The 23,398-nt window shown below is 66.0% G+C and carries 15 protein-coding genes and 1 tRNA gene; 7 read left to right on the forward strand and 9 right to left on the reverse strand.

The genetic code is table 11. From position 1 onward, the window contains the following. Position 1 precedes the first annotated feature (1 nt). On the reverse strand, positions 2-1,762 hold the full coding sequence (gene aspS / locus ACIQ7H_RS04025) for an aspartate--tRNA ligase (RefSeq protein WP_395788639.1): 1,761 nt from the start codon (positions 1,760-1,762) through the stop codon (positions 2-4). A 251-nt stretch (positions 1,763-2,013) separates the two neighbouring features. Between aspS and ACIQ7H_RS04030 the strand changes: the two genes are divergently transcribed. Both ACIQ7H_RS04030 and ACIQ7H_RS04035 read left to right on the forward strand, forming a co-directional pair. Then, complete coding sequence (locus ACIQ7H_RS04030; protein WP_395788641.1) at positions 2,014-2,232, forward strand: hypothetical protein; 219 nt, start codon at positions 2,014-2,016, stop codon at positions 2,230-2,232. Positions 2,233-2,270: 38 nt separating this feature from the next. Continuing rightward, positions 2,271-3,752 (forward strand): tetratricopeptide repeat protein, encoded by a 1,482-nt coding sequence (locus ACIQ7H_RS04035; RefSeq protein ID WP_395788643.1) that lies wholly within the window; start codon positions 2,271-2,273, stop codon positions 3,750-3,752. Positions 3,753-3,969: 217 nt separating this feature from the next. Here ACIQ7H_RS04035 and ACIQ7H_RS04040 read toward each other — a convergent pair whose 3' ends face one another. The 5 genes from ACIQ7H_RS04040 to ACIQ7H_RS04060 all read right to left on the reverse strand — a co-directional run bounded on the left by ACIQ7H_RS04040 (position 3,970) and on the right by ACIQ7H_RS04060 (position 8,291). Then, on the reverse strand, positions 3,970-4,698 hold the full coding sequence (locus tag ACIQ7H_RS04040) for a hypothetical protein (RefSeq protein ID WP_395788645.1): 729 nt from the start codon (positions 4,696-4,698) through the stop codon (positions 3,970-3,972). A 374-nt stretch (positions 4,699-5,072) separates the two neighbouring features. Further along, a complete protein-coding gene (locus ACIQ7H_RS04045; RefSeq protein ID WP_395788647.1) occupies positions 5,073-5,405 on the reverse strand; it encodes an FmdB family zinc ribbon protein in 333 nt (110 codons plus the stop codon). Positions 5,406-5,592: 187 nt separating this feature from the next. Further along, positions 5,593-7,473 carry an ABC-F family ATP-binding cassette domain-containing protein gene (locus ACIQ7H_RS04050; protein ID WP_395788649.1) on the reverse strand — a complete coding sequence of 627 codons (1,881 nt, stop codon included), beginning with the start codon at positions 7,471-7,473 and terminating at the stop codon, positions 5,593-5,595. A gap of 147 nt (positions 7,474-7,620) precedes the next feature. Further along, positions 7,621-7,697 (reverse strand) — tRNA-Asn (locus ACIQ7H_RS04055). Positions 7,698-7,751: 54 nt separating this feature from the next. Then, entirely contained in the window at positions 7,752-8,291 is a 540-nt protein-coding gene (locus ACIQ7H_RS04060; protein ID WP_395788651.1) for a GspH/FimT family pseudopilin, read from the reverse strand. Positions 8,292-8,534: 243 nt separating this feature from the next. Here ACIQ7H_RS04060 and uvrB point away from each other — a divergent pair, with 243 nt between their 5' ends. Next, the gene (gene uvrB / locus ACIQ7H_RS04065) at positions 8,535-10,580 is read left to right on the forward strand and encodes an excinuclease ABC subunit UvrB (RefSeq protein WP_395788653.1); all 2,046 of its coding nucleotides are present in this window, start codon (positions 8,535-8,537) and stop codon (positions 10,578-10,580) included. 335 nt (positions 10,581-10,915) lie between these two features. After that, positions 10,916-12,391 carry an anthranilate synthase component I gene (gene trpE, locus ACIQ7H_RS04070; protein ID WP_395788655.1) on the forward strand — a complete coding sequence of 492 codons (1,476 nt, stop codon included), beginning with the start codon at positions 10,916-10,918 and terminating at the stop codon, positions 12,389-12,391. Positions 12,392-12,554: 163 nt separating this feature from the next. On the opposite strand, the gene ACIQ7H_RS04075 is transcribed toward trpE, so the two are convergent. Together ACIQ7H_RS04075 and ACIQ7H_RS04080 are read right to left on the reverse strand one after the other, a co-directional pair. Next, entirely contained in the window at positions 12,555-13,139 is a 585-nt protein-coding gene (locus ACIQ7H_RS04075; protein ID WP_395788657.1) for a hypothetical protein, read from the reverse strand. A 186-nt stretch (positions 13,140-13,325) separates the two neighbouring features. Next, the gene (locus ACIQ7H_RS04080) at positions 13,326-15,797 is read right to left on the reverse strand and encodes an acyl-CoA dehydrogenase (protein WP_395788659.1); all 2,472 of its coding nucleotides are present in this window, start codon (positions 15,795-15,797) and stop codon (positions 13,326-13,328) included. 284 nt (positions 15,798-16,081) lie between these two features. Between ACIQ7H_RS04080 and ACIQ7H_RS04085 the strand changes: the two genes are divergently transcribed. Both ACIQ7H_RS04085 and ACIQ7H_RS04090 read left to right on the forward strand, forming a co-directional pair. Then, a complete protein-coding gene (locus tag ACIQ7H_RS04085; protein ID WP_395788661.1) occupies positions 16,082-16,666 on the forward strand; it encodes a TetR/AcrR family transcriptional regulator in 585 nt (194 codons plus the stop codon). A 362-nt stretch (positions 16,667-17,028) separates the two neighbouring features. Then, positions 17,029-18,789: a phosphoenolpyruvate carboxykinase (GTP) gene (locus ACIQ7H_RS04090; protein WP_395788663.1), complete on the forward strand. Its 1,761-nt coding sequence runs from the start codon at positions 17,029-17,031 to the stop codon at positions 18,787-18,789. Between the two features lie 100 nt (positions 18,790-18,889). Here the strand turns inward: ACIQ7H_RS04090 and ACIQ7H_RS04095 are convergent, their stop codons facing one another. Then, the gene (locus tag ACIQ7H_RS04095) at positions 18,890-19,522 is read right to left on the reverse strand and encodes a hypothetical protein (protein ID WP_395788665.1); all 633 of its coding nucleotides are present in this window, start codon (positions 19,520-19,522) and stop codon (positions 18,890-18,892) included. Positions 19,523-20,398: 876 nt separating this feature from the next. Here ACIQ7H_RS04095 and ACIQ7H_RS04100 point away from each other — a divergent pair. Further along, entirely contained in the window at positions 20,399-23,302 is a 2,904-nt protein-coding gene (locus ACIQ7H_RS04100) for an EAL domain-containing protein (RefSeq protein ID WP_395788667.1), read from the forward strand. Positions 23,303-23,398: the final 96 nt, after the last annotated feature.

Consider the following 23,398-nt stretch of genomic DNA (forward strand, 5'->3'; position numbering starts at 1 on the left):
GTCAGCGCTGCGGCAGGTCGACCTTGACGTGCAGTTCCTTCAACTGCGCCGCCGGGATCGCCGACGGCGCGGCGGTCAGCAGGCACTGCGCGCTGGCGGTCTTGGGGAACGCGATCACGTCGCGGATCGACTCGGTGCCGGCGATCAACGCGGCGATGCGGTCGATGCCGAACGCGATACCGCCATGCGGCGGCGCGCCGTGGTTCAGCGCCTCCAGCAGAAAGCCGAACTTGATCTGGGCTTCTTCGGCCTCGATGCCCAGCAGCTCGAACACTGCCGCCTGCATGTCGGTGCGATGGATACGGATCGAGCCGCCGCCGATCTCGTTGCCGTTCAGCACCATGTCGTAGCCGCGGCTGACCGCGATCCTGGCGTTGGCGCGCAGGTCGGCGATGTCGTCCACCGCCGGCGCGGTGAAAGGGTGGTGCAGGGCGACGTAACGGCCGCCGTCTTCGTCCCATTCGAACATCGGGAAGTCGGTGACCCACAGCGGTCTCCATGCGTTCTCGACCCGGCCCAGATCGCGGCCGAGCTTGAGGCGCAGCGCGCCCATGAAGTCGCTGACCGTCTTGTAGGTGCCGGCGCCGAAGAACAGCAGGTCGCCGGTCTGGGCATTCGTGAGCTGCAGGATCGCAGCGATGGCTTCGTCGGACAGGAACTTCGCGATCGGCGAGTTGATGCCCTCGCGGCCCTTCGCGAGATCGTCGACGCGCATCCAGGCCAGGCCCTTGGCGCCGTAGCGGGCGACGAAGGCGGCGTAGTCGTCGATCTGCTTGCGCGACAGCTGCGCCTGTGGAGCGCGCAGGGCGACCACGCGGCCGTCAGCGTGCTCGGCCCACTCGGCGAATACCTTGAACTCGCAGCCGCGCACGGCCTCAGCGATGTCGATCAGCTCCAGATCGATGCGCAGGTCGGGCTTGTCCGAGCCGTAGCGGCGCATGGCCTCGGCGTAGGTGATGCGCGGGAACGATTCGGCCAGCTCGATTCCGTCAACCTCGCGCAGCACGCGGCGGATCATGTCCTCGACGAAGTCCTGCACATCGCGCTCGCGCACGAAGGCGAACTCCATGTCGAGCTGGGTGAACTCGGGTTGGCGGTCGGCGCGCAGGTCTTCATCGCGGAAGCAGCGCGCGATCTGGTAGTAGCGGTCGAAGCCGGCCACCATCAGCAGCTGCTTGAACAGCTGTGGCGACTGCGGCAGGGCGAAGAACTGACCCGGGTGCACGCGCGAGGGCACCAGATAGTCGCGCGCGCCTTCCGGCGTGGCCTTGGTCAGGATCGGCGTTTCGATGTCCTGGAAGCCGGCGGCATCCAGATGCCGCCGCAGCGACTGCACCAGCTTGATGCGGGTGCGCATCATCCGTTGCATCTCCGGGCGGCGCAGGTCGAGGTGGCGGTACTTCAGGCGCGAATCCTCACCCGGATTCTCATGCCCGTAGAACGGCAGCTTGCCGGCCTTGTTGAGCCGCTCGATCGAGCTGGCGACGATCTCGACGCGGCCGCTGCGGATCCGCTCGTTGACGCTGTGACGCGCGCGCACGGTGCCGACCACCTGGAGGACATCCTCATAGCCGAGGCTGGCCGCGATCTCGAACAGTGCGGCCTGGTCGGGCTCGACCACCACCTGCACCACGCCTTCGTGATCACGCAGATCGATGAAGCAGACGCCGCCAAGATTGCGGGCGACATCGGTCCAGCCACACAGGGTGACGGTCTGGCCGAGCAGGCTCTCGTCGACGAGACCACAGAAATGAGTGCGCATGCAGACTCCGGGTGGCGCGTTACGCCACCAATACAGGGGAAGGATTCGGGCATTCGGGCGACGCGCAAGGCTGCGCGTGGCCCGAGAGGTCGCATAGGGTAGGGCGCGCCCGGTCGGGCCGCAAACGGCGGTCGTTTGCACCTGCAGGGCATGCCGCAAACGGCGGCCGTTCAAACCTGCAGGGCATGGCGCTGCCCCTCACGACGATGCGCTTCGGTCCGCTCAGCTGCGCCGACGCCCGGAGCCCTGCAGTGATTCAACTGCTGAAGAAGCTGCTGCTCACCGCGCTGATCGTCGCGCAACTGCGAGCAACCGTTCGGGCTTCGGGGGTCGAGGCGATCCTCGATTGCGCTAGCACAGCTTTTGCGACGATTCGCAGGCTCCAGTGGGCGCTCGGCCATGGATCGCTGGATTGTGGACCGCGAAGGCGGCTAGGCGGCTCGGACAAGCAAAGCCCGGCAGGCTGCTAGGATTCCGCGCCCTGCATCGACCCTGTGGATAGCACCGGATGCCCAGTCCTCAACTAGACGCTGCGCTTGCGCTGCACCGCGGCGGCCGGGCGGCCGAAGCCGAAGCGGCTTACCGGGCCTGCATTGCCAGCGCCGAGGCCGCGGCGCAGCCGCTGTTGGCGGTCTTGCTCCTGCAGCAGTCGCGCTTTGCGGAGGCCGTCGCGATCCTGCAGCCGCTGCAGCAGCAGGCGCCGAACGATCCGGATCTGGCGGTAAACCTCTCACTGGCCCTGCGCCGCAGCGGCCGCGTCGATGAAGCACTTGAACTTGCCCGACACGCCTGCGAGTTGGCGCCGGGGCGGGTTTCCGCGTGGAATGCGTCGGGCTTGGCCGCGCTGGCCGCCGAAAATTCGGCCGGCGCGCTCGCGGCCTTCGAGACGGGCCTTCGAATCGAACCAGGCAACAGTGTGCTGGGCCTGCATCGCGCGCAATGCCTGCAGCGCCTTGGCCGTTCGCGTGAGGCCTTGCCGGCGTTCCAGCGCTTGGTGGAGGTGCAGCCGGATTGGCTCGAAGCCTGGCGTGGTCTGGGCAACGCTCAGGCCGCGCTGGGTGAGGTCGCGTCAGCGCTTGCGAGCCGAGCGCGTGCGCTGCAGCTGGTGCCCGCCGACCGCGAACTGGCGCTGGAGTACGCCATCAGCCTGCTGCAGGCCGGTGATGCTGCACAGGCCGCGAATCGCATCGAGGCGCTGCTGGAGCAGGATCGCGACGACGCCCAGATCTGGTCATGGCTCGGCCGCGCCCGCATCAAGTCGGGTGAGCTCGATGCCGCGCGGCAGGCCTTCGCAGAGGCCCGCAGCCGTGACCCGCAGGACGCCGTGATCGCCCATTTCCACGCGGCGACCACCGGGCAACTGCCCGTTGAGGTGGAGAGCGACTTCATCCGACGCCTGTTTGACGGCTTCGCCGACCGCTTCGAGCGGACCCTGGTGGACCAGCTGGCCTATGCCACTCCGCGGCGGCTGGCCGAATTCATTCGCGAACGGGTCGGCGAGGGTTTTACAACGGTGCTCGACCTCGGCTGCGGCACCGGCTTGATGGCAGTCGAATTGGCCGCGAACGGCCGCTGCATCGACGGCATCGACCTGTCGCCGCGGATGCTGGAAGCGGCGCGCGCCAAGGGACTTTACACACGGCTGGACGAGGCCGAGGTTCTGCAGTTCCTCAGCGATTCAGACCGGCAGTGGGAACTGATCGTCGCCGCCGATGTGTTTGTGTACATCGCCGATCTGGCCCCGATATTCGTCGCGGCGTTCGAGCGGCTGCCTGCGGGCGGCGCATTCGCGTTCTCGATCGAGCTCAGCGCAGGGCGCTCGACCGAACTGCCGCCTGAGACCGGCCGCTATCGCCACTCTCCCGAGCAGGTGCGGCAGCAGCTTGAGGTCTGCGGTTTCAGCGAGATCATCGAGCAACGGGTGGAGATTCGGCTGGAGCAGGACCAGCCGGTCGCGGGCGTGTTGATGCTCGCCCAGCGGCCTGCGTGAAAACCCCGCGGCCTCGTCCCGTGTCGCGGTGGAGCAGGACGACTGTTGCGGTATGCCTGCTCCCCAGCTGGGAGCAGGCTGTCACCGTGACCGGAGATCCGAACCTCGTTCGTGCGACTCAGATGAGCCGCCAGGCCACTGACGGGCAGCTCATGCGTGATAGGTCGGGGCTGCATCCGGGCCTCATCCGCCAAACAGCTTCGCGTGCACTGTGCTTTCAGCTGGAGGGCGCGCCTGCGTCACCCGGCAGCGCCGGATGGCCCCAGGGGGCCGGCGGGTTGGCGACTGGCGCGCTCAGATCGAACTCGACCTGGAACAGGCGCCCGCCCGGGCGCGACAGTTCGTACAGATAGCGTTTGCCGGGTTCGATCTCGATCGCCCAGGTATTGGTGGTCGACACGGCACGGCCCTGTGCCTCGAACAGCGCGATGCTGGAGGGGTCGACCGGAAACTCCTGGCGTAGCGCAGTGCCGGCATCGGCGGTATCGCCGCCGTACTGGGTCATGGCGTCTTCGCTGCCGTCTGCATGGCGATGATCGTGTTTCAGCCGGAGACCGCTGTCGGTGCGGGTGATGATCCAGGTGCGCGAGTGATCGTCGCCGACGTGGAAGGGCACCTTGATCGCGTCGTCGCTGCATTCGCGCACATGCATCACCAGCGCCTTGCCTTCGAAAGGATCATTGGGTTCGGCCGGAGTGTTGGCGACGATCTGGCCAGCAAAGGCCTGACCACAGTGCTGACGCAGCGCATCCAGAAACGCGGACTGCGGCGCGGTCTCGGCGCTGCTGTCGACGCTTGGCGTCGATGGCGCCTCGGTGACCGGTGCCGCCGGTGCGGGGGTGGGTGTGGGCGCCGCTGGCGTGGGAGCAGTCTCGCTGCCGCAGGCGCCCAGCAGCAGGGCGAGGGGCAGGGTGAGCAGCGGGTGTCGCGTCGAGGTCGTATTCATGCGCTCGACCCTAACAAAGATCGCGCCGTGGGTCATCGGCCCGGGACGGCGTCGGCTTCCGGGCGATGCGCCAGGAGCTGGTGCCCGTACCCCTAAAGCAGCGGCGGGCTCAGGCCTGCAGCCTGCCCGCCGCTTGCGTCGCCCAGCCTCGCGTCCGTCACCGGCGCGAGTGGCTGGAGCAGCCTTACTTCGCCTTCTTGGCAGCCTTCTCGGCTTTCTTTTCTTTCGGCGTTTTCAGCGGCTGCTTCTTGGTCTCTTTCTTCTTGTCCAGTCCCTTCGACATCGCGCTCTCCAGCTCGGGTTGATTGCCGCGCGGCTGCGTCGGCGCTGCGAGTTTACGCCGGCCGGCGGTGCCGTCGTCGAGTGGTCGTGCTTCAGCTGCTGGTGCTGCTGGAGCCGGGTGTCGGCGTGCTGGCGGGTGCTGCCGCAGGGCTGCTGGTTTCAGCCGGCTTGGCGGGTGCTGCGCCTTCGCCTCCGCCGGCATTGGCGCCACCGCCTTCAGCCAGGTTGCGCTTCTTGTCGCCGTCCTTTTTGAAATCGGTTTCGTACCAGCCACCGCCGGCCAGACGGAAGCTCGGGGCGCTGATCTGGCGGCGCACCTGTTCGGCTCCACAGGCGGGGCAGACGGTGGGATCGGCGTCGGCAAGTTTCTGCAGCCGCTCGAAGCTGTGGCCGCAGGCGCTGCATTCGAATCCGTAGATGGGCATGGGTGGCTCCGATGGGATGGTCAGTGCGATGGGGCAGGTGGGGGTGCGGCGATGCGGGTTTCAAGCGGGTTGAGAGGTCGGAACTCATGCAGTGACCACGCTGGTGACTGCGCGGCGGCCTCCGTCGGCGAAATCGCTGCAGTGCGCGGCGTCCATTGGTCAGATTGCGCCTGCAAGCGCGCTCGCGTCAGGCCTCAAGCTGCTCATGCAGGCCCAGCCATTCTTCTTCCAGCGACTCACGCTCGGCGCGCAGGCTGCCCTGGGTCTGCACGAGTCTGGCGACTTCGGCCTTGTCGCTGGCGTACAGGCTGGGATCGGCCAAGCGCAGGTCGAGCGCGACCAATTCCTTGCTGACCCTTTCCAGTTTGGTCTCGACCGTCTTCAACCGGTTGCGCAGCGGACGCTCGCGTTCGCGCTGTTCGGCCGCGCTGCGGCGCCGATCGGCGCGGGATTCGCCGTTCGGTGCGGCGACTCCGATGCTGCTGACGCTGATGTTGGAGACGCCCTTGCGCAGCCAGGCCGCGTAGTCATCAAGGTCGCCGTCGAAGGGCGCGACCACGCCGTCGGCAACGCGCCAATAGCTGTCGCAGACCAGGCCGAGCAGATGACGGTCGTGCGAGACCAGCACCAGTGCACCGGGGTATTCGGCCAGCGCATCGGCCAGTGCCTCGCGCATGTCGAGGTCGAGGTGATTGGTCGGTTCGTCGAGCAGCAGCAGGTTCGGCTTGGTGTAGGCGATCAGGGCCAGGGCGAGCCGCGCGCGTTCGCCGCCCGAGAAACCGTCCACCGGCTCGAACACCCGCTCTCCGGCAAAGTTCCAACCACCGAGATAGGTCCGCAGCACCGACTCACCCACTCTCGGCGCGATCTCGGCCAGATGCTGCATCGGGCTGTGCCCGGCGTGCAGTTGTTCGACCGTGTGCTGGCTGAAATAGCCGATATTGAGATCGAGGTGGGCGATGCGCTCACCGCGCAGCGGCGCGATCTCGGCCGCCAGCGTTTTCACCAGGGTCGATTTGCCGGCGCCGTTGCGGCCGAGCATGCCGATCCGGTCGCCCGGCTCCATGCTGAACTTCACGCCGCTGAGGATGGTGGTGGTGCCGTAGCCGGCTTCGACCTGATCCAGCCGCAGCAGCGGCGTGGGCAGCTTGGTCGGCTGCGGGAAGTCGAACTCGAAGCCGCGTTCGGCGCGCACCGCCTCGGTGCCGGCCAGCTTTTCCAGTCGCTTCATGCGCGACTGCGCCTGCTTGGCCTTGCTGGCCTTGGCTTTGAATCGGTCGACGAATGCCTGCAGGCGCGCGCGCTCGGCTTGTTCACGCACATGCGCAATCTGTTGCTGGCGCAGATGCTCGGCGCGCTGGCGCTCGAAGCTGGAGTAGTCGCCGCTGTACAGGCGGCCGGCGCCGCCGTGCAGGTGCAGGGTGTGGGTGGCGATGCCGTCGAGGAACTCACGGTCATGCGAGATCACCAGCACAGTGCCCTCGAAGCGCTTCAGCCATTCCTCCAGCCACAGCACGGCATCGAGATCGAGGTGGTTGGTCGGTTCGTCCAGCAGCAGTAGTTCGGCCGGCGTCATCAGGGTCCGCGCCAGATTCAGCCGCACCCGCCAGCCGCCCGAGAAGCTGGCGACCGGGCGCTCATGCGTATCAGCCGGAAAGCCCAGGCCATGCAGCAGGCGGCCGGCGCGGGCGCGGGCGTCATAGCCGGCCAGGTCTTCGATGCGCTGGTGGGCGGTGGCGGCGGCTTCGTGATCACCGGCCGCTTCGGCCTGCGCTGCGGCGGTCAGCGCGGCGTGCACTTCGCGATCGCCGCCGAGCACGAATTCGATTGCCGGGTCGGGCAGGGACGGTGTCTCCTGCGCGACTGCCGCCATGCGCAGACCGCCCGGGCGCTGGATGTCGCCGGCGTCCGGTTCAAGTTCGCCCCCGATCGCGGCGAACAAGGTCGATTTGCCGCAGCCGTTGCGGCCGATCACACCGACTCGCCAGCCGGCGTGCAGGGCCATGTCCAGGCCAGACACCAGCAGACGTTCACCGCGGCGCAGGGCGAGATTGCGGAAGGCGATCATGATTCGGCGGGTCCACGCTGGAGGTGCGACAAACGCCCGCAGGCGTCGCGCGGGCAAACAGGAGTATCGGGTGGCCGCAGCTTGCGCTGCAGCTTCAAGCCAACAAACAAAAAGGGCCGCAGCTTGCGCTGCAGCCCTTCCGGTAGATGGCTCCCGAGGCCCGACTCGAACGGGCGACCCTCTGATTAACAGTCAGATGCTCTAACCGGCTGAGCTACTCGGGAACAGAGCCGCGCATTGTAATCAGTCTTTCGCCGCGGTCAAGCCCGCGTGCGAAATCAGGTGCAGCGGCCGCTAGCGTCTGCTGCGACGGTCTTGCGCAGGCGCCCGCTATTGTTCAGCACCAGGGTTCCCAGCGCCTGTCCGCTTTCGCTGCACAGGCGCAGGGTCAGGTTGCTGGCGCCGCTGCCGCCGTTGGGGCGGAACACCGCCTGCGGGCGCGAAGCGCTGCTGCGTACGCGCAGGCCGCTGGGCTGGCGTTCGACTCGCTGCGGTGCTTCGTCGGCATCGCGCCGACCATTGCGGTTGCGGTCGACGTAGATCATCCAGCCGCTGTCCCAGACGCCACCGGTCTGACAGTTCAGCCCGTCGCTGCTCGGACAAATCACTGCCTGGGCGTGCGTGCTTACCGCCAGGCTGCGCGCGTAATGGAAGCCGGCCATCAAGTGATTCTGGGTGGCCACCAGCCGCTGACGTTCCATCAGGGCGTTGAAGCTGGGAACTGCCAGCCCGAGGAGTACGGCCGTCACAGCCACTACCATCATCAGCTCGATCAGGGTGAATCCCCTGCACGAGGGATAGTTCAAAAAAATACGCATATCGGGAGACTCCGTAGGTCGGCGGCGACGGCCGCACTCGACCCGGTCAGTGTCCTGTTCGACGCAGGCGGCGGAAATCGGAGCACCGCGTGGATTGGGGTAAGAGATTTCTCAGTCCGGCCGCAGATAAGGGCTGCGTGATGCCGCCGTGCTTGGCAGCGGCCGTCGACGGCACTCGCCAATCTTCGGGCCACTCAGTAAGCCCTCACCCGCCCGGCGCAGCCCCATCCCTATACTTGCCGGATGGAACGTCCCGCTGCCGCCAATATCCCGTTCGAGCTGATCTCGCCCTATCAACCCGCTGGCGATCAGCCACAGGCGATTGCCCAACTGGTCGAGGGCTTCGAGGCCGGGCTCGCGCATCAGACCCTGCTCGGCGTGACCGGCTCGGGCAAGACCTACACCATCGCCAACGTGGTCGCGCAGATCCAGAAGCCAACCCTGGTGCTGGCACCGAACAAGACGCTGGCGGCCCAACTCTACGGTGAGTTCAAGCAGTTCTTCCCGCACAACGCAGTCGAGTACTTCGTCAGCTACTACGACTACTACCAGCCCGAGGCCTATGTCGTATCCAGCGACACCTTCATCGAGAAGGACAGCGCGATCAACGAGCACATCGAACAGATGCGGCTGTCGGCCACCAAGGCCCTGCTGGAGCGGCGCGACGCGCTGATCGTCGCCTCGGTGTCGGCGATCTACGGCCTGGGCGACCCCAACGAATACTTCCAGATGGTGCTGCACATGGTGCGCGGTGAGCGCATCGACCAGCGCGAGCTGATCCGTCGCCTGACCGAGCTGCAGTACAGCCGCAACGAGTTCGACCTGCGGCGCGGCACCTACCGCGTGCGCGGTGAAGTCATTGATGTGCACCCTGCCGAAAGCGACAGCGAGGCGGTGCGGATCGAGCTGTTCGATGGTGAGATCGAGCAGATCTCGGTGTTCGACCCGCTGACCGGCGAGATCCAGCAGCGCGTGCCGCGCTACACGATCTACCCGAAGACCCACTACGTCACCACCCGCCGCACCGTGCTGGAGGCGATCGACGCCATCAAGATCGAGGCCAAGGACCGGCTGGAGTGGTTCTACGCCAACAACCGCCTGCTTGAGGCGCAGCGCCTGCAGCAGCGCACCCAGTTCGACGTCGAGATGATGGCCGAGATTGGTTTCTGCCAGGGCATCGAGAACTACTCGCGGCATCTGACCGGACGCATGCCGGGCGAGGCGCCGCCCTGCCTGTTCGACTACCTGCCGCCGGACGCGCTGCTGGTGGTTGACGAATCGCATGTGACGGTTCCGCAGATTGGCGGCATGTACAAGGGCGACCGTTCGCGCAAGGAGACCCTCGTTGAGTACGGCTTCCGCCTGCCGAGTGCGCTCGACAATCGGCCGCTGAAATTTGAGGAATGGGAGCGCCGCGCGCCGCGCAGCATCTTCGTGTCGGCCACGCCGGCCAAGTACGAGCTGGAGAAATCCGCCGGCCAGATCGCCGAGCTGGTGGTGCGTCCGACCGGCCTGGTCGATCCCGAGGTCGAGATCCGCCCGGTCCGCACCCAGGTCGATGACCTGCTGTCGGAGATCACCGAGCGCACCGGCTGGGGCGACCGCGTACTGGTCACCACCCTGACCAAACGCATGGCCGAGAACCTCACCGAGTACCTTGGCGAGCACGGGGTGAAGGTGCGCTACCTGCATTCGGACGTCGACACCGTCGAGCGCATGGAGATCATCCGCGACCTGCGCCTGGGCGTATTCGACGTACTGGTCGGCATCAACCTGCTGCGCGAGGGCCTGGACATGCCCGAGGTCTCGCTGGTGGCGATCCTCGATGCCGACAAGGAAGGCTTTCTGCGCTCGACCTCATCGCTGATCCAGACTATCGGCCGCGCCGCCCGCAATGTGCGCGGCAAGGCGATTCTCTACGCCGACCGCATCACCGGCTCGATGGAGCAGGCGATCGGCGAAACCACCCGCCGCCGCGAGCGCCAGGTCACCTACAACGAAGCGCACGGCATCACCCCGCAGACGATTGTTTCCCGCATCAACGATGTGATGGAAGGCGCACGCAGCGAGCCGGAGGCCAAGAAAGGCCGCGGCCGTGTGGCCGCCAGTGAGCGCCGGGTGGCCGAGCAGCGCGACGACTACCGGCAGATGAACCCGGATCAGCTCGGCGCCGTCCTGAAAAAGCTCGAGAACCTGATGTACAAGCACGCCAAGGATCTGGAGTTCGAAGAGGCCGGCAAGATTCGCGATGAGATCCGGCGGATCAAGTCTGAGGGGTTGGTGGGGTAGGTGCGAGGTTGGAGAGTCCGGATTGGGACTTGTCGATCGCTACATTGGCGGCATGAACCCCTCGCGTTGAGCCGCGGGATCTAGGTTGCGGGCTAGGTGTCGCCTGGGCGCCGCCTGGGCGCGCGGGCTTCCGAGCGAGGCCCTTGGATGCCATGGACCGCACATAGCGAGCCGCCCGACCCTGGCCGGCTCTGAATCCCGAATCCCGAATCCCGAATCCCGAATCCCGAATCCCGGCGCCAGCCAAGTCGAATCCAGCCCCAACCCCTGCCACCCACCGCCCGTCGCGCGAGCGGCTGGCATACTCCGCCACCCCACCGTAGTCGGCTTGCCCAGTGATCTCTGCCGCTGAATTCGACGCCCTCGCCGCCGAGGGCTACAACCGTATCCCACTGGTGCGCGAGCTGCTGTCCGACCTCGACACGCCGCTGTCGGTGTATCTGAAGCTGGCCGACGGGCCCTACGCCTATCTGTTCGAGTCGGTGCAGGGCGGCGAGACCTGGGCGCGCTACTCGATCATCGGTCTGCCGGCCAAGCGGGTGTACAGCCTGCGCGGCCACACCCTGTCGATCGAAGACTGCGGGGCCCTGGTCGAAACGCGCGAGCTGGCCGACCCGCTGGCCGAGATCGAAGCCCTGCGCGCGAGCTTCAAGGTGCCGCAGCTGCCCGGCCTGCCGGCATTCACCGGCGGACTGGTCGGTTACTTCGGTTTCGAAACCATCGCCTACATCGAGCCGCGCTTCGCCGCCGCCGACAAGCCCGACATGCTCGGCACTCCCGACGTGCTGCTGATGCAGAGCGAAGAGGTGGCGGTGTTCGACAATCTGCACGGCAAGCTCTACCTGCTGGTGCATGTCGACCCCGCCGAGCCGCAGGCCTACGCCCGTGGCCTGCGCCGGCTGGATGCGCTGACACACCGTCTGCGTATGGGCGCGCCGAGCTATCCGGAGGTGCTGGATCCATCGACGGTGTCGGAATCGGACTTCATTTCCGGCTTTACAAAGGAAGGCTTCATCGCCGCCGCCGAGCAGTGCAAGGACTACATCCGCGCCGGCGACATCTTCCAGGTGGTGCTGTCGCAGCGAATGTCGATCCCGTTCCGCGCGCGGCCGGTGGATGTCTACCGCGCCCTGCGCGCGCTGAACCCGTCCCCGTACATGTATTTCCTCGACCTTGGCGCGACCCAGATCGTGGGTTCATCGCCGGAGATTCTGGTGCGGCTGGAGCATGGGCGGATCACGGTGCGGCCGATCGCCGGCACCCGTCCGCGCGGCGCCACACACGACGAGGACATCGCGCTGGAGGCCGAGCTGTTGGCCGACCCCAAGGAGCGCGCCGAGCATCTGATGCTGATCGACCTCGGCCGCAATGACGTCGGCCGGGTCTCGCGGACTGGCAGCGTCAGCGTGCCGGACCAGTTCCTGATCGAGCGCTACTCGCACGTGATGCACATCGTCAGCCAGGTCGAAGGTGAGCTGGCCGATGGACTGGATTTCAGCGATGTGCTGCGGGCGACGTTTCCGGCCGGAACCGTCAGCGGCGCGCCGAAAATCCGCGCGCTGGAAATCATCCAGGCGCTGGAGCCGGTCAAGCGCAATATCTATTCGGGTGCGGTCGGCTATCTGGGCTGGCATGGCGATGCCGATACCGCGATCGCCATACGGACGGCTGTGATCCAGGACGGTCGCCTGCATGTGCAGGCCGGCGCCGGCATCGTGTTCGATTCCGATCCTGAGAAAGAGTGGGAAGAAACCCTCAACAAAGGTCGTGCTCTGTTCCGCGCGGTGGCGAGGGCGGCTGGCGGTTTGTAGAAGCGAGTCGGCTTCAGGTCGAGGCGCAGTGCATCAACGCGTGGGGCCAGAACAGCGTCCGCTTGGATGTCGCCTCGAATGTGCATCCCTGGGCTTGCGGAAACCGGAGCTTCCCGAAGGATGTGCCGTGCAATCCCGAATCCCGGCGCGCCGGAGGCGCGTCTCAGATCGTCACCCGCCCATGCACCCGAGCGATCCGCGGCCGAACGCTCCAGCGCTTCTCACCCTCGGCGCGTTCGAACAATTTGTAGCTGGGCAGGGCGCCACCGTGCAGGTGCAGGGTGATGGCCCAGTTCTGGCTGGACAGGTTGCGGCAGCGATGGGCGAGTCTTTCGGTGCGCTCGAACCACAGCGCATCGCTTTCGCCCAGCCAGTGAATGTTTCGCTGTGACGGCGGCTCGCCTTCTGCGCCGATGGCGTATTCCTGCACTTCCAGCGAGCCATGCACCACCAGCTCCATGCCGTAGTCACCGCTCATTGAATTGACGGGGGTGATGTGGCCGGGCGGCCAGATCAACAGGCTGGCGCTGAAGGCGGGCCGCTTGGAGTCGGCGATCAGCAGCCGGGTGAAGCCGCGCTTGGCGCGCCCGCGCAGGCCATTGAGCTGTTCATCGAACCTGCCGTCTGAACCCAGATGCACCACCGCACCCAGTTCGCGCGCAAGCCAGGCCAAATCGGGCTGCGGGCCGCGGATGCCGTCTTCGACAACGCTGCGCAGCAGCGAGATCAGTCGGGGTGTGCGTGCCATGAGGCGCTCCTTGCGCATGACCGGCAGCCAGCAAACCATGACCTGCGTTAAGCCTCCGATAAGCGGACCTGCAGTTGAAGTTTGTTTACTTCAGGCGTCGCTGGTGAAGGCCATCAGCCGCAAAACGCAGCACGCCCGCGCGAAGGCGGGCGTGCTGCGAGTCGAATCGGTCGCATGTACTTGCGATCAGGCCGCCTGGCCCAGCTCGCGGGCGGTGCGTCGCGCCAGCGCGGCGGACTCAAGATCCGCGGGGTCGAAGTCGTCGACGCCGATCACGTCTTCGATCAGCACGCGGACTTCCTTCAGCAGGTTGACCTCTTCGGTGCTCAGCACGCCCTTCAAGCGTGCCTCCTGAAGTTGCTCGTCGGCGTCCAGAGCGGTGATCTCGCCGGCCTTGATGGCCTTGATCAGCTTGCGCTCGACCGGCTCGGCGGCGATCACTCGCGGCAGCGCCGCATTCACCCGACCTGCCGGGTTGTTCTCGCATGGCGTGGTGAACACGCCTTCGCACAGACGGTCACGGGTGTCCGAAGGCGTCATCAGCAGGCTGGCGGCGCGATGGCCAAGGCGATCCGACGGCGCCTGCGCGCGGCGTCCCCACGGAAACACGAGCAGCCACAGCAGCCAGCCGACCGGGCGGATCGGGAAGTTGCGCAGAGCGCCCGACAGCGCGAGCTCCATGCGGTGGTTCAGGTCGAACATCGCCCAGGCCAGCAGCGGCTGGTCGCCGGCCGGACGGTCGCGGTCTTCGTAGCGCTTCAGGATCGCCGAGCCGATGTAGAGCAGGCTGAGCACGTCGCCAAGGCGTCCCGACAGGCTTTCCTTGAACTTCAGCTTGCCACCCAGGGTGAGCATCGAGGTGTCGGCGACCAGGGCCAGATTGGCCGAGTAGCGATTCATCCGGCGGTAGAAGCGGCGGGTGTAGTGGTCGCCCGGCACCATGCCGATGCGCGCGCCGGTCAGGCCCAATATCAGGCTGCGCGCTGCGTTGGAGATCGCGAAGCCGATATGGCCGAACAGGCTGCGATCGAACTCCTTCAGCCGCGTGGCCGGGTCCGGATGCTGGGCGGCCTGCATTTCCTTCAACACCCACGGATGGCAGCGGATTGCGCCCTGGCCGAAGATCATCATGCTGCGGGTGAGGATGTTGGCGCCCTCAACCGTGATCGAAATCGGCGAACCCTGCCAAGCGCGGCCGAGGTAGTTGCGTGGGCCAAGGATGATGCCCTTGCCGCCGTGTACGTCCATCGCGTCCTTGATGACGTCGCGATAGGTCTCGGTGGCGTGGTACTTGGCGATTGCCGACGGCACGGACGGCTTCTCACCGCGGTCGACTGCAGCCGCGGTCGCCTCCGACAGCGCGCTGATTGCATAGGTGTGGCCGGCAATCCGCGCCAGCGCTTCCTCGACGCCTTCGAAGCGGCCGATCGGCAGGCCGAACTGCTTGCGGATGCGCGCGTAGGCGCCGGTGACCAGGGCCGACATCTTGACTCCCGCGGTGCCGGCGGAGGGCAGCGAGATCGCGCGGCCCACCGACAGACACTCGACCAGCATCCGCCAACCTTCGCCGATCATCGCCTCGCCACCGATCAGCGCCGACAGCGGCAGGAACACGTCCTTGCCGCGCACCGGGCCGTTCTGGAACGGCACGTTCAGCGGGAAATGGCGGCGACCGATTTCCAGCCCCGGAGTGTTGCGCGGGATCAGTGCCAGAGTGATGCCGCGGTCACTGACATCGCTGAGCAGCCCGTTGGGATCGTGCAGGCGGAAGGCCAAGCCAACCACCGAGGCGACCGGTGCGAGGGTGATGTAGCGCTTGTCGAAAGTGAGTTTGACGCCGACCACCTTGACGCCCTCCCACTCACCCTCGCAGACGATGCCGTAGTCGGGCAGGGAGGTGGCATCCGAGCCGGCGGACGGGCCAGTCAGCGCGAAGCAGGGGATCTCGCGGCCGTCGGCTAGCCGCGGCAGGTAGTGGTTCTTCTGCTCGTCGGTGCCGTAGTGCAGCAGCAGCTCAGCCGGGCCCAGCGAGTTCGGTACGGCGACCGTCGAGCCGAGCGTAGCCGAGGCCGAGTTCAGCTTCTGCAGCACCCGCGAGTGCGCCAGCGCCGAGAAGCCGAGGCCGCCGTACTCTCGCGGGATGATCATGCCGAAGAAGCGGTTCTTCTTGAGGTACTCCCACACGTTCGGCGCAAGGTCAGCGCGCTCGTGGCTGACTTCCCAGTCGTTGTTCATCTTGCAGACCTCTTCGCAGGGTCCGTTGATGAAGGCCTGTTCCTCAGCGCTTAGCTCGGGCTTGGGTTGGGCCAGCAAATGTCTCCACTGAGGCAGGCCTGAGAACAGCTCGCCTTCCCAGCCCACGGTGCCGGCTTCCAGTGCAGTCTTCTCGGTGTCCGAGAGCTGCGGCAGCATGCGGGTGTAGATCTTCAGCAGGGGCGCGGTCAGCTTGTGCCGACGGGTGGGCGTGTGCAGCAGGGGCGCTGCCACGCCGGCCAACAGCAGGGCAGCAATCACAGTCGCGATCACGTTCGCCTGCGCGAACAGGGCCAGCACCAGCGCCGCGGCGCTGATTGCGACCCAGATCTTCAGGTTGGTGCGGAAGTAGGCCGCGGCCAGGCCGGCAGCGAACATGGCGAGAAAGGGCAGCAGGATGCTCATGGCTTTGCTCCGTGGTGTTGCGGCGCGGACCTCGCCGGCGGTCGGTGGGCCACTGGCGAGGCTACGCAAAAGATCGTGAGGGCGTAATCGAATTGGAGGTGGGGTCGTCGCCCGGAAGTCGGGCGTCCGTACTTCGAAGTATGTTCGGCCGCGCCGCCGGAATCAATACGCGCCCGTATGGATTGGGTGAAATGCTGCAGTGCGTTGATTCGGATGCGGAAATCACGTCATAGGGGGGTAAGCGGTGGATTTGCAAGGTTCGGGCCGCCCGGTACACTCCGCCGATGAATGTTGCCGCCAAGAAAGTTGACAAGGCGCCGCGTCTGAGCGCGGCCGACTGGGCCCAGGGTGCCCTCGACCTGATCGCCGAACAGGGCGTGGCAGCGGTGGCAGTGGAACCGCTGGCGCGTCGGCTGGGGGTGACCAAGGGCAGTTTCTACTGGCATTTCCCGTCGCGGGAAGCGCTCCTGCGCGCCGCGCTTGAACGCTGGGAGCAGCGCGAGCTTGAGGAGGTCTTCGCCCAGCTCGAAGGTATCGAGGACCCTCGTATTCGGTTGGAGCAGTTGTTCCGACTGGTCGGCACCCAGACCGCCTCGCACTCGATCTATTCCGAGTTGCTGAAGGCCATGGATCACGTGGTCGTGCAGCCGGTAATGCAGCGTGTGTCGGCGCGGCGACTTGACTGGCTGACCTTGGCCTATCGGCAGGTCGGATTGCCACGCACCGAGGCCCAGCATCGGGCGCGGCTGACGTACGCGGCCTATGTCGGATTCCTGCAGCTTTCCCTGCAGCTCGGCCAGCCGCGGCTGCGCCACGAGGAGTTCGACGAGTACCTTGGTCACGTGATTTCGACCCTGATTCCTGTCTGAGCTGGCGTCTGCCTCGGTCGGCTTCCCCGTGAGCCCGGCCCTGCTTCGGCGCTTGCCTCGCTGAGCGTGCCCGCGTCGCATTCGGCTGGGCAGCTTCGCCTGCGGCCGAACAATCCAGCGCAAGTCTGCGCCCGACAGCCGCCCATCGCGGCACTTTGGCCCGGGTCGATAAACGCTCGGGCTGCGTGCATCAGTGCAGCAGCGGCGCCAATGTCACCGGTTACCCACATTTCTGATCGGGACAGTGGACTGCTATTGGACTTGTCCTGGGCGCGGTCGGTCGCTAAGGTCGGCCCCCGCAGCCCGGCCACTGACCGGAGGTCGCCACGACGGCGACCCGGCGGCCGCTCCAGGAGTTTCAAATGTCGACGACTCTGTCAGCGCTCAGCCAATGGGTTGAGCAGGTCGCCCAGCTCACCCAGCCCGACGCCATCCACTGGTGCGACGGCAGCGAAGCCGAACGCCAGCGGCTGAATGCAGCGATGCTGGACAGCGGCGATCTGCTGGCGCTGAACCCCGATACCCACCCCGACTGCTACCTGCATCGGTCGAGTCCGTCCGACGTGGCCCGTGTCGAGCATCTGACCTTCGTCTGCACGACCGAGCGCGCGGACGCGGGCAGCAATAACTACTGGATGGCGCCCGCCGAGGCCCACGCCAAGATGGACGCACTGTTCGCCGGCTGCATGCGCGGGCGCACTCTGTACGTGGTGCCGTACTGCATGGGCCCGATCGACTCGCCGCTCTCGCGCTGCGGAGTTGAGATCACCGACAGCCCGTACGTGGTCGTCAACATGGGTCTGATGACGCGCATGGGTGCGCCGGCGCTGCAGCGGATCGAGCGCGAGGGGCACTTCGTCAAAGGCCTGCATTCGACCGGCGAACTCGATCCCGAGCGCCGGTTCATCATGCATTTCCCCGAAGAACTCTCGATCCAGTCGTTCGGTTCCGGCTACGGTGGCAACGCGCTTCTGGGCAAGAAGTGCCATGCCCTACGCATCGCCAGCTATCAGGCGCGGAGCGAGGGCTGGCTGGCTGAGCACATGTTGATTCTCGGCATCCAGACGCCAGCCGGCAACACCCACTACGTCGCGGCCGCATTTCCATCCGCCTGTGGCAAGACCAACCTGGCGATGCTGATTCCCCCCGAGGGCTACCAGCGCGAGGGTTGGAGAATCTTCACCGTCGGTGATGACATCGCCTGGATGCAGCCTGGCGCCGATGGCCGGCTGTTTGCGATCAACCCCGAGGCCGGATTTTTTGGTGTGGCGCCGGGAACCAGCGCCAAGACCAATCCGAACGCGCTGGCGATGCTCAACCGCAGCGCGATCTTTACCAACACAGGCCTGGACGTGGAGGGGCAGCCCTGGTGGGAAGGCTTGCCTGGCGTGCCCGCGGTCGACTGGCAGGGCCGCACTTTCGACCCGGCCAACGGCCCGGCCGCGCACCCCAATTCGCGCTTCACCGTCAGCGCTCGACAGTGTCCGAGCTGGTCGGCCGAGTCCGAGAATCCGGTGGGTGTGCCGATCTCGGCGATCATCTTCGGCGGCCGCCGCGCCAGCCTGGTTCCGCTGGTGATGGAGGCCGAGGATTGGACCCACGGAGTGCTGATGGGCGCTTCGATGGCCTCCGAAACCACCGCGGCTGCCACCGGTGCAGTCGGCGTGGTGCGTCGCGATCCGATGGCCATGAAGCCCTTCTGCGGCTACAACTTCGGCGACTACTTCGAGCATTGGCTGAGCTTCGGCGATGCTGCCGCCCAGCTTCCCAAAGTTTTCCACGTCAACTGGTTCCGCAAAGGCAGTGACGGCAGATTCCTGTGGCCGGGATTCGGCGACAACATGCGTGTACTGGAGTGGATTGTCGGGCGCTGCGAAGGGTGCGCTGCGGCCATCGACACTCCCGTTGGTCGGTTGCCTGCCACCGGAGCCCTGCGTCTGGAAGGCCTAGACCTGTCGGCGTCGACCCTGGATCAGTTGCTGGCGATCGACCACGCCGCCTGGAACGCCGAGCTGGGCGAAGTCGGCGGGTTCCTGGGTGAGTTCGGTGCGCGAGCGCCGGCAGCCCTGCTCGATGAACTGGAGCGCCGTCGCGATCTGTTGAAGGCGCGTGCTGCGGCCTGATCGACCGTCATCAGCTGCGCCAAAAGGCAAAGGCCGACGCATCCGCGTCGGCCTTTACTTTGGTAAGTGCGGCGGTCTCGATGGGGGAACGCGACTGCGCTCAGAGATCCTGGTGGTAGCGGACGTAGGGAACACGCGCGCTGGATTCTTCAACGGCTGGTGGTAGTTCGCGCAGCGGCCAGTCACTGGTGTTGCCGCGATTCCAGTACTGCGTGGCGCCGACCGTCAGCTCGCCGCGCCAGGGTGTACGCCAGGACACCCCGAGATCAAGACTGTTCAGCAGGCCGGGGCTGCCCTGGAGTTCGATGATGCGTCCGGTCAGTGCGCCGCTGAATGCACCGGCGCCAGCGGATAGCCGCAGGGCGTCGCTGTCGATGACAGGCAAAGGCTGCGCCCACAGGCTGGTGGCCGGCTGGTCGCCGCGCAGGCTTTGTGCTTCAAGCCGCAACCAACCGTTTTCGCCAATGTCGAGCGTGCCGCCAAGCTGGGCCACGCGGGCCTGCAGAGTGACGCCGGGAACGGTGATCTGCAGCGGTGAAAGATCCATCAGACCGGGCAGGCCGATCAGGTTGCCACGCGCAGAATCGAACCGCTGCGGTTGTTCGACGCTCAGCCAAGAGAGCCCGAAGCTCAGATCGAGCCCGGCCCGGTCGATGAACCAGGCGCCGTTCAACCCGGCGCCTCGGCCGTAACCGGGCAGACGGCTGCCATCAAGCTCAAGCCGGGCCAACATGCACTGCTGGTGCAGCCCTAGTGCGCCGGCACCGCCGCGATCGCACAACAGCGCCAAACCAGGCTGAAGCGGAGTCAGCGAAAGTGCCTCCATACCGACGCGTGGCGCGGCTGTACTCGGGCTGGTGACACGACGCCGCAACGAAGTTCCGACGCCAGCGCCCAGCAGCCTATCCAGCAGCCCAGGGGCCGCGACTGCGGCCTCGTCACGCAGCAGCAACTCAGAGGCTGCGGAATCGGCAGGATTCAATGCCTGGTCGGCCCGAGCGCTCGGAGCCACACTGAAGCCGGCCAGAAGGCCTGCAGCTAACAATGTGTGGTGAGAGCGAGCAGTCACGTTGGCGTTTCCATGGCTCTTAACGTTCGGTTGCAGTGTGATCCTGAACGGGCAGGTGCTGCAACTGGAAGATGTCGATGCATCAACCTTGATGGATTGCCCCGTGACCGCGCAGGGGGGATCAAGTTCACGCCGCCGGAGTTTAACGCCTGGCTAACATTGCGCAAAGGCGCTGATGGAGATCTGACGGCGGGTGATGTCTTCGGACACATGCAGACCCGCATCTCGCCGCTGCATGCTGACAGCCGATGTGATGGGGATCGCGATGACCAAAGTGCCCGTCGCGTGCATTCGAGGCGGTTTCGCACCAGCCTTTCTCATTCCCGCTTGAACTGCGCATAATCGCGGCGTGTCGGCTGAACGCTATGGCTGTCAGCAGCTGGAGCCGGCAACACAACCTCCGTTTCGCCGATCTGGCTGGAGCGGCTTCCGTGCCTACCTTGGCGCGATCTTGATCGGGTGTTTTCGGCACGGCGCATGGGCAGTTGGAACAAGGGCGATGTTGGAGCAACCGCGCCTGCGTTTGGCGAAGTTTCCCGCGTGTGTGCGCTGACAAGCCATCGTCCCGAGCAGCTTCTGCTGCAGTGTGTCGAGCCGCTGCGCCTGGGTCATCAAGGCCTGGATGCGCGGCTATGGCTGGACGATGCCACCGGTTCGCGGCCGATTGCTGAGTTGCTCGCCGGGCCTCTGCCTGGGCTTGAGCCTGAGCCTGGTTCAACAGCTTCGACCCCTGGCTCCGCCGCCTGCGTGGTTGACCTGGGTGACGGAGCAGCGGTGCGGGTCGAGCTGCGCTGGCGCATCGGTGATGCACTGACCGAGCTTGAGCGGAATGCCCTGGAGCAAGCGCTGCGGGATCGCGTGGTGGCGGCGCTTGAGGTCGAGCGACTGCAGCTCGCCTTGGGGCGCCTGGCCGCGGCAGAGCGCCTCCAGCGGGCGCTGTATTCGATCGCCGACCAGGCCAGCGACCAAGGTGATCTGAGCGAGTTGATCGCCGGCGTCCATGCCATTCTGGGTGGGCTGATGTACGCCGAGAATTTCTACATCGCCCTGGTTGATCGCGAGAACGAAGTCTTTCGGTTTCCTTACTTTCGCGATTGCGTGGACACTCAGGGGCCGCCGATTGGTCGGGCGATCCCGCTGGCGGACTATCGAGGCTCGCTGACGGAGTACGTCATCCGCAGCGGTCAACCTCTGATGGGGCCATCGCCGGAGCTACTGAAGCAGGTCGGCCTGCTTGAGCAAAACGACAGTTTTGGGCCGCAGTCGGTGGATTGGCTGGGCGTGCCCTTGATCCGGGCAGGCGAGCTGTTCGGTGTAGTGGTTGTGCAGAGCTACGACTTGCAGCATCGCTACAGCGACAGCGACCGCGCGCTGCTGACCTATGTCGCCCAGCATATTGCGACCGCGCTGGAACGCAAGCTGGCCCACGAGGATCTGGAACGACGCGTTGCCGTTCGCACGGATGAGCTGAGGGTCGCCAACCTGGCTCTGCGCGCCGAGATCGAAGAGCGCCATCGCGCCGATCGGCTGCAGGCCGCGCTGTTCCGAATTGCCGAGCTGGGCTCCTCGGGCGGCAGCATTGAGGATTTCTTCGCTGCGGTGCACAGCGTGGTGTCGGAGCTGCTGTTCGCGTCCAACTTTTACATCGCCCTGCATGACGGCGCCAACGGCGCGCTCGATTTCCCCTATTCGGTGGATCAGTTCGACCGTGATCGGCCCAAGCGCAGGCTGGGCCGAGGCATGACCGAGTACGTGCTGCGCACCGGCCGCCCCATGCTTGCCGACCGCGCGGCTATCGATGAGCTGGTGCGTCAAGGCCAGGTCGAGAGCAGCGGCACGCAGGCACACATCTGGCTCGGCGTGCCCCTGATCTGCGCGCATTCGACGGTGGGCGTGCTGGCCGTACAGAGCTATGGCGACGAACGCAGCTACGAGCGCCGCGACCAGGAGCTGCTGACTTTCGTGTCCTATCACGTGGCGAACGCACTAGAACGCAAGCGCGCAACCGACTCGCTGCGGCAGGCTTATGCCGAGCTGGAGCGGCGCGTGGAGCAGCGTACCGAAGCCTTGTTCGAGGCCAATCGCGACCTGCGCCAGCAGATCACCGAGCGCGAACGGATCGAGTGGCAGCTGAAGCATGCCGCCCTGCACGATGCGCTGACCGGTCTGCCCAATCGCGCCTATCTGATGACGCGGCTTGGGGAAGCGCTGGCCCGCTATTTGGTTTCCTCCACCGATTGCTTCGCCGTGCTGTTTCTCGATCTCGACCGCTTCAAGGTTGTAAACGATTCGGTGGGCCATCTGGTCGGCGACGAACTGCTGAAGGAGGCCGGCGCGCGCATCGCCGCGAGTGTCGGTCGCCGCGGCACCATCGCGCGACTCGGTGGCGACGAGTTCGCGATCCTCATCGAGGGCGTCGAAGCCGAAGTGCAGGCCACCGAAGCCGCGGCGCGGATCATCGAGGCGATGGAGCTGCCGATTCGAGCCGGCGGCAAGGAGCTCTACAGCTCGGTCAGCATCGGCATCGCGATGGCGCAGCCGCACTACCGCAGCCCGGCCGAGCTGCTGCGCGATGCCGATGTCGCCCTGTACCGCGCCAAGGCCAATGGGCGGCGGCGCTTCGAGCTGTTCGACGAGGAGCTACGACGCGAGGCGCTGCTGCAGCTGGAGCTGGAAGGCAATCTGCGGCGCGCGCTGGTGCGCAGCGAGTTCGAGCCGGTGTTCCAGCCGATCCTGTGTCTGCACACCGATCAGATCGTTGGCTACGAAGCCCTGCTGCGCTGGCGACATCCGCAGCGCGGCTTGCTGGCGCCGGTCGATTTCCTGAACCAAGCGGAGGAGTCTGGCCTCCTTGAGGCGATCGACTGGCAGATGTATGAACTGGTTTTCGCTCAGGCTTGGCAGCTGCTGGCCCAGGGCGGTTACGTGAGCATCAATGTGGGCGCCCGCCATCTGCGGTCGGCCAGTTTCGTGCCCGAGCTGATGCGCATGCTGAGCCGCTACGAGCTGCCGCCGCAGCGTCTGCGGATCGAGGTCACCGAACGTAGCCTGTTCGAGCAGCCCGAACTCGCGCGCAGGCTGTTGGCAGAGTTGCGCGAGTTGGGGGTTTCGTTGGCGCTGGATGATTTCGGCACCGGCTATTCCTCATTGAGCTACCTGCATCAGTTTCCGCTGCAGGTGTTGAAGATCGACCGCAGTTTCGTCGAAGCGATTGACCAGCCCGAGCCCGGCAATGCGGTAGCGGTGCTGCGCGCGGTCTGTGCCCTCGGGCAGTCGCTGGGCATGGAAGTGGTCGCCGAAGGCATCGAGAGTTTCGACCAACTGCACAAGGTGCGGGAGCTGGGATGCCGTTATGGTCAAGGCTATCTGCTCGGCCTGCCCAAGCCGGTCGGACAACTGATCGCGGCCGACGAGCATGAGCCGACCGCGGTTGCCGAAGGTTGACCACGTCGAGATAGGCGGAAACGTCTGCCGGGCGCACTTGCATTCCCAGCCGGGGCCAACTGCGCTAGTTTGCGATGCTGCATTGCACACGGCGAA

Source organism: Aquimonas sp. (genome assembly GCF_044377145.1).
In the GTDB taxonomy this organism is placed as follows: Bacteria; Pseudomonadota; Gammaproteobacteria; order Xanthomonadales; family Xanthomonadaceae; genus Aquimonas.